At 43.8% G+C, this 15,514-nt stretch carries 23 protein-coding genes, 1 tRNA gene and 1 riboswitch; of the genes, 10 read left to right on the top strand and 14 right to left on the bottom strand.

Annotated features, from left to right (window positions below):
• Positions 1–60: 60 nt before the first annotated feature.
• The 10 genes from G9F75_RS06985 to G9F75_RS06940 all read right to left on the bottom strand — a co-directional run bounded on the left by G9F75_RS06985 (position 61) and on the right by G9F75_RS06940 (position 4,614).
• Positions 61–858 (bottom strand): PD-(D/E)XK nuclease-like domain-containing protein, encoded by a 798-nt coding sequence (locus G9F75_RS06985; protein ID WP_311689453.1) that lies wholly within the window; start codon positions 856–858, stop codon positions 61–63.
• Complete coding sequence (locus G9F75_RS06980) at positions 818–1,735, bottom strand: hypothetical protein (protein ID WP_048367984.1); 918 nt, start codon at positions 1,733–1,735, stop codon at positions 818–820. The genes G9F75_RS06985 and G9F75_RS06980 overlap by 41 nt, the downstream gene beginning before the upstream one ends.
• A complete protein-coding gene (locus tag G9F75_RS06975; RefSeq protein WP_015388426.1) occupies positions 1,732–1,923 on the bottom strand; it encodes a hypothetical protein in 192 nt (63 codons plus the stop codon). Before G9F75_RS06975 ends, G9F75_RS06980 begins: the two co-directional genes overlap by 4 nt.
• Positions 1,923–2,273 (bottom strand): hypothetical protein, encoded by a 351-nt coding sequence (locus G9F75_RS06970; RefSeq protein ID WP_015388427.1) that lies wholly within the window; start codon positions 2,271–2,273, stop codon positions 1,923–1,925. Before G9F75_RS06970 ends, G9F75_RS06975 begins: the two co-directional genes overlap by 1 nt.
• Positions 2,274–2,375: 102 nt before the next feature.
• A complete protein-coding gene (locus tag G9F75_RS06965) occupies positions 2,376–2,579 on the bottom strand; it encodes a YqaI family protein (RefSeq protein ID WP_167408991.1) in 204 nt (67 codons plus the stop codon).
• Positions 2,576–2,833: a YqaH family protein gene (locus tag G9F75_RS06960; protein ID WP_167408990.1), complete on the bottom strand. Its 258-nt coding sequence runs from the start codon at positions 2,831–2,833 to the stop codon at positions 2,576–2,578. The genes G9F75_RS06965 and G9F75_RS06960 overlap by 4 nt, the downstream gene beginning before the upstream one ends.
• Positions 2,830–3,402 (bottom strand): helix-turn-helix domain-containing protein, encoded by a 573-nt coding sequence (locus tag G9F75_RS06955; protein ID WP_167408989.1) that lies wholly within the window; start codon positions 3,400–3,402, stop codon positions 2,830–2,832. Before G9F75_RS06955 ends, G9F75_RS06960 begins: the two co-directional genes overlap by 4 nt.
• A gap of 57 nt (positions 3,403–3,459) precedes the next feature.
• Entirely contained in the window at positions 3,460–4,188 is a 729-nt protein-coding gene (locus tag G9F75_RS06950) for a Rha family transcriptional regulator (protein WP_167408988.1), read from the bottom strand.
• Positions 4,185–4,379, bottom strand: coding sequence for a helix-turn-helix domain-containing protein (locus G9F75_RS06945; RefSeq protein WP_007408621.1), 195 nt, complete (start codon positions 4,377–4,379; stop codon positions 4,185–4,187). The genes G9F75_RS06950 and G9F75_RS06945 overlap by 4 nt, the downstream gene beginning before the upstream one ends.
• A gap of 10 nt (positions 4,380–4,389) precedes the next feature.
• The gene (locus G9F75_RS06940) at positions 4,390–4,614 is read right to left on the bottom strand and encodes a helix-turn-helix transcriptional regulator (protein ID WP_167408987.1); all 225 of its coding nucleotides are present in this window, start codon (positions 4,612–4,614) and stop codon (positions 4,390–4,392) included.
• 158 nt (positions 4,615–4,772) lie between these two features.
• On the opposite strand from G9F75_RS06940, the gene G9F75_RS06935 reads away from it, so the two are divergent.
• The 4 genes from G9F75_RS06935 (at position 4,773) to G9F75_RS06920 (ending at position 8,152) form a co-directional block, all read left to right on the top strand.
• Positions 4,773–5,147 carry a helix-turn-helix domain-containing protein gene (locus tag G9F75_RS06935; protein ID WP_015239592.1) on the top strand — a complete coding sequence of 125 codons (375 nt, stop codon included), beginning with the start codon at positions 4,773–4,775 and terminating at the stop codon, positions 5,145–5,147.
• Between the two features lie 217 nt (positions 5,148–5,364).
• Positions 5,365–6,342: an SHOCT domain-containing protein gene (locus G9F75_RS06930; protein ID WP_007408625.1), complete on the top strand. Its 978-nt coding sequence runs from the start codon at positions 5,365–5,367 to the stop codon at positions 6,340–6,342.
• Between the two features lie 72 nt (positions 6,343–6,414).
• Positions 6,415–6,936, top strand: a complete 522-nt coding sequence (locus G9F75_RS06925) for an ImmA/IrrE family metallo-endopeptidase (protein ID WP_167408986.1) — start codon at positions 6,415–6,417, stop codon at positions 6,934–6,936.
• Between the two features lie 4 nt (positions 6,937–6,940).
• Positions 6,941–8,152, top strand: coding sequence for a tyrosine-type recombinase/integrase (locus G9F75_RS06920; RefSeq protein WP_167408985.1), 1,212 nt, complete (start codon positions 6,941–6,943; stop codon positions 8,150–8,152).
• 147 nt (positions 8,153–8,299) lie between these two features.
• Here G9F75_RS06920 and G9F75_RS06915 read toward each other — a convergent pair.
• The 3 genes from G9F75_RS06915 to G9F75_RS06905 form a co-directional block, all read right to left on the bottom strand.
• Positions 8,300–8,372, bottom strand: a tRNA-Val gene (locus G9F75_RS06915).
• Positions 8,373–8,511: 139 nt separating this feature from the next.
• Entirely contained in the window at positions 8,512–9,687 is a 1,176-nt protein-coding gene (metC, locus tag G9F75_RS06910; RefSeq protein WP_065180637.1) for a cystathionine beta-lyase, read from the bottom strand.
• Positions 9,680–10,801 (bottom strand): methionine biosynthesis PLP-dependent protein, encoded by a 1,122-nt coding sequence (locus G9F75_RS06905; protein ID WP_167408984.1) that lies wholly within the window; start codon positions 10,799–10,801, stop codon positions 9,680–9,682. Before G9F75_RS06905 ends, metC begins: the two co-directional genes overlap by 8 nt.
• Before the next feature lie 69 nt (positions 10,802–10,870).
• Positions 10,871–10,996: riboswitch (SAM riboswitch) on the bottom strand.
• A 174-nt stretch (positions 10,997–11,170) separates the two neighbouring features.
• On the opposite strand from G9F75_RS06905, the gene G9F75_RS06900 reads away from it, so the two are divergent.
• From G9F75_RS06900 to G9F75_RS06875, 6 genes are all read left to right on the top strand, one after another.
• A complete protein-coding gene (locus tag G9F75_RS06900) occupies positions 11,171–11,893 on the top strand; it encodes an esterase family protein (protein ID WP_021494999.1) in 723 nt (240 codons plus the stop codon).
• 25 nt (positions 11,894–11,918) lie between these two features.
• The gene (locus tag G9F75_RS06895; protein ID WP_003154969.1) at positions 11,919–12,434 is read left to right on the top strand and encodes a YjcG family protein; all 516 of its coding nucleotides are present in this window, start codon (positions 11,919–11,921) and stop codon (positions 12,432–12,434) included.
• Positions 12,435–12,438: 4 nt separating this feature from the next.
• Entirely contained in the window at positions 12,439–12,870 is a 432-nt protein-coding gene (locus tag G9F75_RS06890; protein WP_167408983.1) for a GNAT family N-acetyltransferase, read from the top strand.
• 158 nt (positions 12,871–13,028) lie between these two features.
• Positions 13,029–13,262, top strand: coding sequence for an AbrB/MazE/SpoVT family DNA-binding domain-containing protein (locus tag G9F75_RS06885; protein WP_007409078.1), 234 nt, complete (start codon positions 13,029–13,031; stop codon positions 13,260–13,262).
• Positions 13,263–14,000, top strand: coding sequence for an ABC transporter ATP-binding protein (locus G9F75_RS06880; protein WP_014417443.1), 738 nt, complete (start codon positions 13,263–13,265; stop codon positions 13,998–14,000).
• On the top strand, positions 13,993–14,715 hold the full coding sequence (locus tag G9F75_RS06875; protein WP_103526989.1) for an ABC transporter permease: 723 nt from the start codon (positions 13,993–13,995) through the stop codon (positions 14,713–14,715). The genes G9F75_RS06880 and G9F75_RS06875 overlap by 8 nt, the downstream gene beginning before the upstream one ends.
• A 41-nt stretch (positions 14,716–14,756) precedes the next feature.
• On the opposite strand, the gene bla is transcribed toward G9F75_RS06875, so the two are convergent.
• A complete protein-coding gene (gene bla, locus G9F75_RS06870) occupies positions 14,757–15,506 on the bottom strand; it encodes a subclass B1 metallo-beta-lactamase (RefSeq protein ID WP_017417467.1) in 750 nt (249 codons plus the stop codon).
• Positions 15,507–15,514: the final 8 nt, after the last annotated feature.

The following is a 15,514-nucleotide window of genomic DNA, read 5'->3' as shown; positions in this document are numbered from 1 at the left end:
CCGTTTTGACCAGCCAGAGATAACAATGCGGAATAGGAATCCTGATCAGCTCCCTTTTCATCAGCTCACCAACTCCGAAAAATGGATGATGCTGTTCAGTTGATTAGTGGCCCGGCAATACTTGCATTTTCCGCATCGCTCCGGCTTCTCTCCGCCGTGTTTCACTTGCAAAATCCGGTCCATCCGCTGCCCAATCTCTTCAAGCTCTACTTCCATCCTGCCTTCATCAATATTGATGACAGCTTTATCAGGTGGATCTTCTTTTGAAACCCCTACGATCAGGGGCTCAAGCCATTCGCTCCGTCCAGTCATCCGTTTTTCAATCTCTGCGTAAAGCGCCATCTGAGCGATGTATCCGTATGACTCAACAAAAGAGCAATATCCTATTTCCGGGTCCCAAACTTTCTCCCGCAATGACCGCGCTGTTTTCAGATCGGAGAAACGGCCGCCAGCTGGGTTGTATACGTCCAGCTTTCCTTTCCACGGAACACCGAACAATTCAGCAGTTACGATGACTTCCTTTTCTCCTTGAAGAACAAACATACAGAGAGCATCATTTTGAATCGCCTCAATCATCAGATCAGCTAACTGATACTGCTTGTACAGCTGGCCTTTTTGTGTAAAAAGTGATGGGGTGTTCTTTTTAAATTCATCAAAAGCCTGTTCACCCTCAAGCCAGGCATGAACGTATTGGCCGAAGAGGAGCGCCTCCGACGCGGGCGGCGTCCATTCTCCGTTCAGCTTTGCCATCGTGGCAGCCTCGCACTGCAAAAAGCTTTTATATTGAGAATTTGACATGTAGTGTCTATCAATCTCGTTAGAGTAATAATTCTTCTTGTTCAGCGCCGGTATCCGCATTAGCAGGATCACCCGCCTTTTCTTTACTATCAGCAGGCTTGTCAGCTTGCTCTTTCAGCTTTTTGAATTCTTCCTCAGCCTTTGATTTAGTCGCGCTAGTGGCCTTCACATTGAAGTAATCCTCTTTCTTTGCCATCCCATCACGCAGGGCCGTGTAAATACGACCAATTTTCAGGAAATCTTGCTCAGTGAAGGCATCAACATTGCTGCCGATGTACTCCTGAATCATTTCCTTAGTGATGCCAAACTCTTTTTTAAAAAGGGAGAAGGCACTTCTGAGTCGGTCTTCCAGTGGTTCCTTATGTCCACTAATCAATGTTTTTTGACACATATCTACCGCCGCATCAACGATGTCGCCCGGAATCACTCCAAGTATGCAAGCACGAACCCGGCGGGCTCCTTGATTGGCAACCATTTCGTAAATATCCCTTGGATCATCAAGTTTGGTAATGGCGCCCCGTGCCTTCCGTTCATGCTTCACAGTGAAAATTTTGGTTTGCCGGGTATTCGTTTCAAGATCCCAAGCGTAAGCCATGACAGATGATTCACCGGCCTTTTGTTCCAACTCCATAATTCCGTAATCAATGTTCCCCCAGTTCTGAGCCAAGGCCTCAGCCAGCCGGATGGATGGGCCGGAAACCTTTGTGCCGCCGCGCGGATATTCATATACCGCATTCTCAGCCAATAGCCTCCGCTCGCATGCTTTTTTAATCCGGTCAAAAGCCGCGTATACGTCCCGTGGGAATTTCTTTGCGATAACCATTGCCGCTTGTACTTCTTGAGCCTGTCGGCTTACCATCGCTTCCGTAGTCACGCCAGTAGCCTGCTGGGGCGTCGGCATGTAATCTGAGTAATCCACCTGTGATAATCCATTCATTGTGCTTCTGCCACCTTTCTTTTATATGCTTCCGTTCCAAGCCGCTGCCATTCCCGATAGTGATCCATTGAAGGGAAACTAAACTGCGCTTTACCATTTTTGGAGAATACAATTGAACCGCCGACCTGTCTTAACCGTTGCTGATCCTCCACACGCTCACTAAATGCGACTTTAACTGCTTTAGCCATTATTTAGCACCTGCTTTCTTTTCGTACATTTGTATAATTTGATGTGCTTCGTGTTCCGATAGCAAACCGCCACCATTAAAGCGCTTAACCACTTTTCGTTTCGCTTTACTGAGTGGAGCCAAACCATGTTTTTTGAAAAGCTCTGCTATATATCCCTTTTGTTTTGGTGTTATGAAACGAGGACTATAAACCCGATCATCTGCTCGTAAATATGCATCCAAGTTAGCTCTTAACTGCTCACCCTGTTTAACAGCCATATGAAGAGACATGTTTTCTTTATAGACCTCCTTCATATGATCTAATTGCTTTTTTAAAATCTCGTTTTCTTGCTTTAATTGAGATTCAGACATCACCAACAACCTCCATTGTTTTTTATGGGGCGTTTTGGTATAATAGGAATACAATCAATTATCAAAACGCCTTACCTAGTCCACTCTGCCAAGTGGGCTTTTTTATTGCTCATTTTTAAATTCAAAACCAAGATGCTCCTTCAGATACCGCTCAAGGTTTTCCCTCAAGATGATTTCACCTTCAGCACTATCTATCACGTAATCATCGAAAGCCGTTACTTCATCCCCAAAGTAATCCTTTTGCGTGTCCGGCTCAGTCAGCTTGTCATACCAGTTGTTCAGAACCATTGGGTTTTCAACGTTCATCCAAAACACCTACTTATCACTGCTAAATTAATGCCGCGCTGTTGCATTTTTATTGCTGTGTGATACAACCGCCCTTTATTCGCCAGTCGGCTGATGTCCTCTGTAAGAACCTTGATGCTCCCTGCAAGACTGATAGCTTCTTCATAATCACCATCCCGCAACGCCTCCGAAAGCATGATAGAGAGCCTTTCCGCCGACTCGATTTTCCTTTTTACTGAATCCGCATCCGATTTAAGAAACTGATTAATTTTCATACCAGCACCGCCTGCCTTTCCTCTGTTTTTGCCATTGCAACCTGACTCATTAGCGCTTTCCGCGTCCACCTTTCGGCCAGTTCCTTCATGTTCAGTCCATGACTACGGGCCAGCGAATATATCAGCGTTTTATTTGCCGGGATCAGATCAAAAATCTGCTTTATATCGGCCATGGGCAGTTCTTCAGGTTGTCGGCCTGGCCTATCGTTTGCCAACCAGCGCGCTAAATGCCTTGTTGCTTGCAATGCTTCTTCAAGCTGGTGAATCATATTGATTACCGCCGCGCTTGCACTCTCGTTAAGTGCTGGATCAATTGGCGCCGCCGTCGTCGGGTGCAATTTGAAGAGGTAATGTACCAGATCAATATGTTCGTATGCCTCGCACGCCTCAAACCACTTAATGCATAAATCCGGGGTAAGCTTACTGAATCCATTTTCAACGTCCGAAACATACCGCTGATCCTTTCCCCCTATCAAATTACCGATCTGATACTGTGCAAGTCCTGCCGCTTTGCGGACACTACGCATGATCCGGGGTAGATTATGCAAATTGTATGGGTTGTTCTCCATATGTTTGCCTCCTGATATATCCAGTTGTTCACTGGTAAAATTTAATTAATGAAGGAACTAGCTTGCTTGCTGTTTTCTCAGCTTGTCGATGATAAAGGCCTGTCCCTTTGGCGTAATGCGGATAGTCAGCCATGATTTAGATGAACCGTTTACTTGTCGCACTCCCTGTGCTATTTCAAAATAACCACGGTCGATATATTCCTGGTATGGCTCGTTCTTGTTTGCCAAGATCATCTTCCACTCGCGTAGCTTTTGGAACAGCCGTTTTTCTCCAATGCTGATACCCTTTTTAGATGCAAGCTTCGCCAGTTCCCTCACAAGTAATGATTTTTCAGATGCCATACAACTCTCTGCAAAGTTGATCAGTGGCTGCTGAATCTTCAGTGTGTGCTGAAGTCGTTGCCGCTCTTCCTCTTCGGTGATCCATCGCTTTGCCCGGCTGATCGGATCATCAATCATGTAAGAGGGCTGATTGAGCCTTTGAAGCTCATTTTCCATTCGGTTAAATTCTGCAATGTATTTTTCTTTAAACAGTGCAGCCTTTGCACCCGTGTAACCAAAAACCAAGAATGTGAGTCCATCACGTTTTATGAGATATTTTTTGTATGTGCGGTTTCGGTCATCCCGATAGTCAACCTCCGCAAAATTGTGGAGATTAAATTCTTTGCTGGAATCAAGGTTTCTGATGTCCCGCAGGACCGTGTCATGCCGTTTCCCGAAGACTTCAGCGACAGTCAGGCTGTCCGTTACAACTTGATTACCTTCAATGAAAACGAGTTGATTCACCCTATCGCCTCCTTCATAATCGCTTGTTCCTGAGCTTCAATCCATGCATCAATGTTATGTTTGGTAAAGAAAATGCGATTCCGGACTCGGAAGTGTGGAATTTGTTTTTCTCGGACCATCGTGTAAATTGTGTCATGATGAACGCCAAGGTAATCAGCTGTTTCCTGCACAGTTAATGTATTGCGTGTCATACTCGGCCTCCTAAGCTGTATTTGTATGAGATTCTTGTCCTTTTTGATTTAAAAAAAGCTCTTTAATATCACAATCCAATATCTCAGCGACTTTAAAAGCATCTTCCATTTTAGGAGTGGAATATCCATTTTCCCAATTGGAAACAGTGGATTTTTTATACATAAGCTTTTCGGCTAAATTCTCTTGAGTTAAGCCTTTAGCTTTTCTGGCATTCACAAGTTTATAGTTTTTCATTCGCTCACCTCCTGTATAAGATTCTTGTACTTTATGTTTTCATTATAAGTATAAGAATCTTGTATGTCAACAAAAAGTATGAATTTCTTATACAAATATTAATTCACTTCTCATTTGTTGTACAATTACCTTGTACTTCGATATGGAGGAAAATCCAAATGTTGTCTAAAAGATTAAAGATTTGCCGAAAACAAAAAAAACTTACTCAAACTGAGTTAGCTGAGAAAGTCAAAACCACCAAGGGAACTATAAGCAATTATGAGAACGGACACAGTACACCTTCAAACGAAATGTTACGTGACCTTGCTGACGCTCTCGATACAACTACTGATTATCTTTTAGGTAGAGTTGATAATCATTCGAGTGTTATTAAAGAAACATCAGAGTTTGAACAAGCGTTCGGAGATGATGATTTACAACTTGCGTTTAGAGAAGCTCGTGATTTCTCAGAAGAAAGTCAAAAACAGGCAATTGATTTTATAAAGTACCTTAAAGAGAAAGAAGAACGCGAAGGCCGAAAGCCTAAAAAGTAACATACTGGGTGAAACCTTTATTTATATTATTTATTATGTTATTTCTGTTTACTAATAAGATCGGGATTGGATCGGAATTAAATCTGAACTGGATCGGAAAAGAATTTTTCACCAGTAGGTTGAAGCCAGTTATATCAAGGGATATAGAATTCTTTCTCATCCGGATTGCATTTGGATTCAAACGGGATCGGATCAGAAAAAAAGTAGGAAGTTCAACTTGATTACTATAAAGGGGAAATTCAATTTGTCTTTTTTGTCAGAGAATGGTGAAGTGTATAACTGTCAATTCAAAAAACACATGAAGGCTTCTAAAAACTTTGTAAAAACTTATAAAATGATGCTTAGTGAGCTAAACGAAACCGTATTGGAAATTGCAAGAGGTAGCTTGAATAGACCTAAAGTTGTCAGCATGCCTACTGGTATATTTGCCGTAACAGATGATTATGTTTATTTCTTCTATCTTAAAAAGGATGCACTGATTACAGAGAAATGGCCTTACGATTCTATTTTGAAAATGTCTGTTACTAAAAAAGCTCTTGCTGGTTATCGGATAGATTGCACAACTTCAGATGGAGAATTCAGTATCACTAACATAACAGAAGGAAATCCAGAGGCAGTAAGTAAATATGTAGAATCCAAAATTACTGGTAATGAAGAAAAATTCAATCTGGAAAAAGAAAAGGTCAGCCAAGAACAAAAGAAAATTGAAGAAGAATCGAAAAAGCACATCAAAGAGTATTATTTTAAATCTGCAAAAACAACAATCACACTTGATGGAAACTATATAAGAGTAGCAAGAAAAGGCGCTGTTAACACTATCACACGAGGATATAGTGGGGAGAAATCTTATAGAATCAGCGAACTGTCCGGTCTTCAAATAAAAAAACCAGGATTAGTAACCTCTGGCTATTTTCAATTTTTAACACCAGCTGCCAATGAAACAAGTGGACTCTGGGACGCAATACAAGACGATAACTCCTTCACTTTTGGTCCAAATGAATTGCCGATGGTATTAGAAATTCAAAATTACATAGAAGAGCATCAGTCTATGCCTGCTCCAACAACTGCACCACCAGCTCCTGCCCCTACTGTATCTGCAGCTGATGAATTGAAAAAATATAAAGAGTTGTTGGATATGGATGCTATCACTCAAGAAGAATATGAAATTAAAAAGAAACAGCTATTGAATTTATGACAGCCCTTTTTCCTCGGGCTTTTCTTTCACACCAAAAACAGAACATATATTCTCTCCATGGTGGTGTTTTTAATGTCAATCCAGTTATCGTATCTTGAAGAAGAAGTGAAAAAAATCTATTACAAATTAAATATTGAGACTCCTGAAGACATTGATTTAGAAAGGATCGCCGCGGCATTTCGTATCTGGCTGCATTATGAGCAAAGAGAAAGCTGCATGTTTCAAATTAACGGTGAGTATAGTGTCGTTCTTGATGCTCGAGCCTCTCCACAAGAACAGTGGCAAGACTTTGTTCATGAGCTATGCCACGTCTTAAAACATACTGGAAACCAATTTCACATGAATAGAATGTTCAGGCAGCTTCAGGAATACCAGGCGAACAGTTTTATGTATCACTTCTGCGTACCAACGTTCATGCTCATAAAAATGCAGCTGCCCCGTCTTAAATCAGAGGCCATTAAATTAATAGGAGATACATTCAATGTGACATATTCCTTGGCCGCTAAACGGCTAGAAATATACAACAGAAAACAGTTTTCAATTCTCTGGCATAAAAATCTTCATCAAATAAGTAAATTGAATGTTAGGAGGTAGCCAAATGGCTAGTATAGAGCCCCGTGGAAAAAACTCTTTTAGACTAATTGTTGAGAATGGTTACGATGCCAAAGGTAAAAGGGATAGAAGAAAGAAAACAATTCGTATAGAAGATCCAAAGCTATTAAAGACTAAACGGAAATTACAAGAGTATCTTGAGGACCAGCTGCACCGTTTCAGAATTGAAGTAGAAGCCGGCGAGTATATTGCTCCAGAAAAATCTACTTTTGATTCATTTGCAGAAAAATGGATTGAAAAGAAACTCTTTAATAAGAATGGTAAACCATACTCTTATACAACATCTGTAAAATATTCAAATCACTTAAAAAATCACATTCTTCCGGCATTAGGTCATAAAAAAATAGACAAAATAAAAAGCCTTCATATTGTTGATTTTATAGATGATTTATCTAAAGATGGGGCTAGAAAAGATGGAAAGCCTGGCGGATTAGGTGATCAAACAATCAAAGATATATTTAAAATCTTACAAGCATTATTTAAAACTGCCACAGAGGAATGGAAATTGATAAAAGACGACCCTATTGAGGGATTGAGTTCGCCAGAAGCTGAGAATAAAGAAATGAACTTTCTTGAATCTGACGAAGCAGCTGAATGTATTAAAGTGTTGTATGAAATAGATATTAAATGGCGCTTATATTATCTTGCAGCTCTGATCGGGGGGCTTCGTAGAGGGGAAGCTCTTGCCTGTGAATGGCACTTGGATGTAGATTGGGACAAAGGTGGAATATACGTAAATAGATCAATTTCTAAAACAATTAACGGAGAGCCTCATGTCAAAAGCCCAAAGTCAAAAAGTTCTCAACGATTCGTCAAAATGCCTGATTTTTATATGAATGAGTTGGCTAAATTTTATCGCATATGGAAAAAAGAAAAATTGTTGCTTGGCGACGCATGGGAAGGCGGAGAACATCAATATGTGTTTCACAGTGGTAAAGGAAAACCTTACTACTATACAACCCCTACCGCAAAATGGACTAAAATAAAAAAGAAGTACGGTCTAAAAGATATTCGTCTTCATGATTTGCGGCATACTATGGTGGCTCTCCTTATGGAAGCTGGCGAAAGTCTCAGTGCTATTCAACGAAGAGCTGGACATGCCAGTGCTCGAACAACTAGTGATATTTATGGTCATGTTACCGAGAAACTCGAAAATAGCACAGTAAAACACTTTAACCAGTTCGATCCTAGAAACTAGCACAAAAACAGAGTTGATTTTGAATTCCCCTTCAAAATCAGCTCAAAAAAATAATTTCGTCCCCAATTCGTCCCCAACTCGATGAATGATGACAAAATCAATAAATAACCAAAGTAAAAAACCCTTGCTTAGCAAGGGTTTTGGCTATGATTCCGACTGGGCTCGAACCAGCGACCTCTACCCTGTCAAGGTAGCGCTCTCCCAGCTGAGCTACGGAATCATGATATGTATGTGTTGCTGGGTATGTTGTTGTCTCTCTGACATTTATAATTATATATCCTGATTTCTCATTCGTCAACACTTTTTTTATCTAAAATAAAAAAAAGGGCGCGTCGCAAAATTGACGGCGCCCTTTTCGTTTATGATCTCACTTGGGCGGGGGTTATTTTTTTCAATGCCTGTTCGAAGTCCCGTTCTAAATCTTCGGCGTTTTCGACTCCGACGCTCAGGCGCAGAAGGCCGTCTGTGATGCCGCGTTTCTCCCTCTCTGCTTTCGGCATGGCGGCATGCGACATGGCTGCAGGGTATGAGAGAATGGACTCGACGGCGCCGAGGCTGACGGCAAATACCGGAAGCGATACGTTTTCGACCAGCTTTTTGACGGCTTCTTTGCTTTCCAATTCAAAGGACAGGACGGCGCCCGCTCCGCTCGCTTGACGTTTATGGGTATCGGCTCCCGGGTGTCCGGCAAGGCCGGGATAGTAAACGTTTTTGACGGCGGGATGCCCGTCAAAATAGGCAGCCAGCCGCTCAGCCGTCCGGCTCGCTTTTTCCAGTCTGACCTGCAATGTTTTTAAGCCGCGCAGCACGAGCCAGCAATCTTGCACGCCAAGGACGGCGCCGAACGAGTTTTGCAGCTTATACAGCTGATTGCCGAGCTCTTCATCTTTTACGGCGGCAAGGCCTGACAGCACGTCACTGTGTCCGCTCAGGAATTTTGTTGCGCTGTGAAGCACAATATCAACGCCGAGATCAAGCGGACGCTGCAGTGCAGGTGTCATGAATGTATTATCCAGAAAGGTCAGACAGCCGTTTTCTTTTGCAAGCTGGACAACCGCTTTAATATCAGTAATTCCAAGTGTCGGATTTGACGGTGTTTCCATATAAATGACCTTTGTGTTCGGCTGGATATTCCGCGCCACTTCGTTGATATCCGTCATATCAACAAAGGTATGTTCGATTCCGAAACGGGACAGAACCTCAGTCACCATGCGGAATGTTCCGCCGTACACATCCTCCGTGACGAGGACATGGTCGCCTTGGGATAAGAGCAGAAATGCCGTCGAAATCGCCGCCATACCGGAGCTGAAAGCAAAACCTCTCGTTCCGCCTTCAAGACCTGCGATCGTTTCCTCAAGCGCTGTTCTTGTCGGTGTGCCCGAGCGGCTGTAGTCATATGTCCCGAATTCTTCAAATGAAGACTGATGGAATGTGGAAGCATGCTGGATCGGGACGCTGACGGCTCCGGTGGCTCCGTCTGTTTTAAATGGATTGTGCACGAGCTGGGTTTCCAGCGTCCAATTTTGATTACTCATATGACACGGCCTCCTCTTTTACTTGCTGTAATGCCTGCTTGACATCCCGCTTCAAATCTTCTGCATGTTCAATGCCCACTGAAAATCTCAGCAGACGGTTGCAGACGCCGTTTGCGATACGGATGTCTTCCGGAATGTCCATGTGCGTCTGCGTCGCGGGATATGTAATAAAGCTTTCCACCCCGCCGAGACTTTCTGCGAAACAGATCGTTTTCAGCGCCTTTAAAAACGGATTGACCCATTCCTCTTTTTGCAGCCGGAAAGACAGCATCCCGCCTTTTCCGGGATATAACACGTCGGCGATTTCTTCTTCCTGTTCTAAAAATTCTGCAAGTTCACGGGCGTTTTCTTCATGACGGCGCATTCTGAGTCCGAGTGTTTTCATCCCTCTCATTAAAAGCCACGAATCAAACGGCGGGAGAACCGCGCCGATCGCATTTTGGTGATTAAACATGATCTCGCCGAGCTCTTCATCCTTAACGACAGCCAGACCGGCAAGGAGATCATTGTGCCCGGCTAAATATTTTGTGGCGCTGTGAATGACGATGTCCGCTCCCAGTTCAAGCGGGCGCTGGAGCACCGGGGTATAAAACGTATTATCCACAATTAAAAGCAGGCCGGCTTCTTTCGTAATCCGGGCAATTTTTTCAATGTCCGCCTCCTGCATTAACGGGTTTGTCGGTGTTTCAACAAATACCGCTTTCGTGTTTTCCGTTATTTTGGAGCGTAAACAGTCTTCATCGCTGAAATCATCGTAAATAAAGCTTAAGCCGTATTTTCTCCATTCGTTTTCAAACAAACGGTACGTGCCTCCGTATAAATCGTAGGATACAATCAATTCATCCCCGCTTTTAAACAATGCCATAATGGTTTGAATGGCTGCCATTCCCGAGCTGAAGGCAAATCCTCTCGCACCGTTTTCCAACACGGCGATGGCGTCTTCGACGAGCTGGCGTGTCGGGTTTTTCGTGCGCACGTAGTCAAAACCTGTAGATTCTCCTATTCCTCTATGGCGGTAAGCGGTGGACAGATAAATCGGCGGACTGACCGTTCCCGTTGCTTCTTCGCTTCTATTTCCGATTTGGGCTAATTTTGTATCAACATGCTGCGTCATCAGTAAGCACCATCCTTTTTCAAAAATAAAAAAGCCCCCTCTTCATAAGAAGAAGGAGCTTTTCTCTTCCTCTTATCTTCCAAGCATGTGAATCGCTTGCTGGATTTAGCACCTTGGCACTTTGCCTTCCCGCGGCAAAGCAAACCGGTTGCTGAGGTTTCAAAGGGCCAGTCCCTCCACCTCTCGTGATAAGAATATTGTTTTGTATTTTCTGATTGTTCTATATTAACGCACAATAAAATGGATTTCAACAACTTTTTATTTATCTGAACTCTCGCAAGAAGCGCATCTGAAGAAAGAAATTTCTAATAATTCATGGTACAATAGGAAAAAACCATCAAGATAAGAAGCGGGCTGGAGGAATGCGAAGTGGCATCAAAAAACGGAATCATTCATGAGAAAAAACTTTTCTCCCATGAGCTTGAAGAGGAAATGACCGTTTTGGTCTACCTGCCCGCCACCTTCTCCCCCCTGTATAAATATCATACGGTCATCGCTCAGGACGGCCATGATTATTTCAGATTAGGGAGAATCGGGCGGCAGGCGGAAGAGCTTATGTCAAAAGGGGAAATTGACCGCTGCATCATTATCGGCGTCCCTTATAAAAATGTGCGGGAGCGAAGAAACACATACCATCCAGAAGGCTCTAAGTTCGCCTCATATAAGCGGTTTATCGCAAATGAGCTCGTTCCTTTTATCGACAAAGAATACCCGACTTATCAAGTCGGAAACGGCCGCACCATGATCGGGGATTCCCTCGGCGGAACCGTTTCGCTCATGACGGCGATTGACTATCCGAACATGTTTGGAAACGTCATCATGCAGTCTCCGTATGTTGACGGGCACGTGCTGGATGCCGTCCGGCAGTCGGAGGATCTCAAACAGATTTCCGTTTATCATCAAATCGGAGAAAAAGAAACCGGCGTTCACACGACGGACGGCCAGGTTCTTGATTTCACCGCGCCGAACGAAGAGCTCAAACAGCTGCTGGAAAGCAAACAGTCCGAATACACGTATGAAACCTTCGACGGGGATCATAAATGGACCTACTGGCAGCCGCTCATCACGCCGGCGCTGAAAAAAATGCTGTAACCATTCATTTAAGGAGGGAACTTTCATGAAATACGGTATTGTTTTATTTCCATCAAAAAAATTACAGGATCTCGCAAATTCGTACCGGAAACGCTACGACCCGAGCTATGCGCTCATTCCGCCGCATCTGACGGTAAGAGATCCGTTTGAAGCGACAGAACAGGAAATCGAGCAGGTCGTATCACAGCTGAGACAGACGGCGAAAGAGTCGCATCCGCTCGTTCTGAAAATCACAAAATACAGCTCGTTTTCTCCTGTGAATAATGTGATATATATGAAAGCAGAGCCGACGGAGGAATTAAAATCCCTGAGTGAGAAATGCTACTCAGGAGCATTATCCGGCGAGCCGGAATACAGCTTCGTTCCGCATGTCACGGTCGGCCAGAAGCTGTCGTCAGATGAACATTCCGACGTACTCGGACAGCTGAAAATGCAGGACATTTCCCACGAAGAAGTCATCGACCGTTTTCACCTGCTCTATCAGCTGGATAACGGCTCATGGACTGTGTACGAAACATTTTTATTAGGCGGAGGAGAATAACTGCTTGGAATCCATCATCGCAAAAACTGAAAAACAGCTGAACGACGCTTTTTTCGTCAGAAAAGAGGTCTTTGTTAAAGAACAGCACGTTCCGGAAGAAGAAGAGATTGATCAATTCGAGGACACGTCAGAACATATAGTCATATATGACGGCGGCCAGCCGGTCGGAGCCGGCAGATGGCGCATGAAAGACGGGCATGGAAAATTAGAACGCATCTGCGTGATGAAAAGCCATCGTTCTTTAGGCGTCGGAGCCGTCATTATGCAGGCGCTTGAAAAAGCGGCGGCAGCCAAGGGCGCCGACAGCTTTCTCTTACATGCGCAGACGCAGGCGGTTCCGTTTTACGAAAAACAAGGCTACCGCGTCACATCCGGCGAAGAATTTCTCGATGCGGGCATCCCCCATCTGGAAATGATAAAGGAACACAAACGATAAAATCAAAAGCACCCCTGTTTATAGCAGGAGTGCTTTTTTTATGAAAATAATACTATTTCATGAATTTTATTGCATTTTATGGAAGGTTAATGTATGTTTAGTATACGAAGTATTACAATTCATACAAAAAATACAATTCATATTTCGGAGGGATAAACATGACGGCACCAAAAGGAAAACACATATTCGGGACTGTTAAAGTGGGTACAAAAGGACAGATTGTCATTCCTAAAGAAGCAAGAGATGTTTTCGATATAAATCCGGGGGACTCACTGCTTATGCTCGGGGATGACCAGCAAGGTATCGCACTTGTAAAACAAGAACTCTTTTTCGAATTTGCAAAAGATATTTTAAACGCTAAGCAAATCGATGAAGATAGCGAGGATGAGTAAATGCACGCGATTGAGCTGAAGCAATTAACGAAACATTATAAAGAAACCGCCGCCGTTGACCGTCTTGAGTTCTCAGTTGAGAAAGGGGAAGTTTTCGCTTTACTCGGTGAGAACGGAGCCGGAAAAACGACATTAATCAGTATGCTTTGCGGACTTCTTTCTCCGGATGACGGTGATGCATCAGTGCTTGGACACAGTATTTTGACTGATTTGGATAAAATAAAACCGAAATTGAATATGTCCCCGCAGGAAACAGCCATCGCTCCTCATCTAACCGTACGGGAAAACTTAGAGTTTATAGCCGGAGTCTACGGAATTCCGAAAAAAGAAGCAAAAAAAAGAACAGATGAGATGCTCGAATTGTTTCAATTAAAAGAGAAAGAAAGAGCAAAAACAAAAACATTATCAGGAGGAATGCAGCGCCGCCTCAGCATCGCAATGGGAATGATCACCAAGCCGGATATTTATTTCTTAGATGAGCCGACATTAGGGCTGGACGTCCGTTCACGCCGCGAGTTGTGGAAAAATCTTGAGGCATTAAAGGGAGACATGACGATTATATTAACGACACACTATTTAGAAGAGGCTGAAGCCCTGGCAGATCGTATTTGCATTTTAGAAAATGGGACTTTAAAAGCACTGGGCACGGCGGAGGCTCTGAAAATGCAAACTCATTCAGCCACATTTGAAGATGCCTTTTTAGCGATTTGTGACGGGGAGGCGGGTCTTTATGCTTGATTTCGCCATTCGCAACCGCAAAGAAATTTTTCGTGACCCCCTGTCTATTATCCTTGGAATCGCACTGCCTGTTATTCTATTGTTTCTGTTTACGGCGATTGAAAAAAATGCGCCGCTTGATACCTTTAAAATTCAGCACTTAGCACCCGGACTCATTGTTTTCGGTTTCGCTTTCCTTACGATGTTCTCTGCATTGCTGATCGCAAAAGACAAACAGACCGCCCTTTTGACCCGTTTGTTTGCTTCCCCTTTAAAAACAGCCGATTATGTCATCGGTTATGCACTGCCGATGCTGCCGTTAGCCATTTTACAAATCGTCATTTGTTTTATCGCAGCAGCGGCTGCCGGTTTATCCGCCGAGTGGATGAATCTTCTCGCAGGTATCGCTGTCTTGCTGCCGATTGCGATGATGTCCGTTTTCTTCGGTTTATGTTTAGGGGCTGTGTTTACGGACAAACAAATTTCAGGTATCGGAACGATTTATATTACACTCGTGCAATTTCTGGGCGGGGCTTGGATGGAGGTGAGCCTGCTCGGTGACACATTCAAACATATCGCTTATGTCTTACCGTTTATTCACTCGATCGAGCTGGCCCAGGAAGTCATATCCGGAGATTATTCTTCATTTCATCAGCATATTTGGCCGATAGCGGGATATATCGTTTTGGCGCTTGCACTTGCTTTCCTCAGTTTTATGAAAATCAGGAAGAAATAAAAAAAGCCGGCACTCCGTAATGGGAGCGCCGGTCTTCTTTATTACGTTTCTTTCAGAAGGCTTATCGTATGCGGCAGCAGACGGTCATCCCCCGGACTGCCATGGCCCGGGACGACAATGCTGATGTCCTGATATCTTTTCATGACTTTGCGGACGGCGCGCGGCCACTGATCCGGATAAAAGCCCGGAGTAGGCACGATTTCCTTTGTTTCTAAAGCCTTGATTAAGCATCCGCCGAATAAGAGCTTATCCTCAGGCAGCCAGACGGTCATATTGTCTTCCGTATGCCCTTTTCCCGGATAAAACGTTTCAATTTTCATATCGCCAAACTGCAGCTTTGTCACGTTTTTCAAATCTCCGAGCGGCCGGTCATATCCCTGCTGTCGGGCGAAGTCGGCGGTCAGTTTCGTGCTGTGCACCTTTACACCGTATTTGTACAGGGTGTTCAGACCGCCGATACGATCATCATGGGCGTGTGTCACAATGGCATCGGTCATCCTTTTGCCGGGAAACCGCTTTTTTATTTGTGTCATTAATTGCTCTGTGAGACTGTCATTCCACGGAGTATCAATCAGTACGATTCCTTTGGAAGTCTCAAGAAGCAATCCGTTCGCAGGGACGGGACTTCCGTCTGCCGTACCGGTGCTTGTATGCATCCAGACATGCGGCGCCAGCTGTGTGAGAGTGACATCTTTTGCTGCGGAGCCATCCGCCGCGTGTGCCGGTTTCATTCCGGCAGTAAAGAGGCCGAATAGAAATAACCCCGCAATTAATAATGAAAGCTTTCTCAAATTGAATC

Origin of the sequence: Bacillus sp. EKM208B (genome assembly GCF_011800725.1) — a bacterium.
Lineage (GTDB): Bacteria > Bacillota > Bacilli > Bacillales > Bacillaceae > Bacillus > Bacillus velezensis.
Note: the sequence above shows the minus strand (reverse complement) of the source record. Positions and strands in the feature narration are given on the sequence as shown.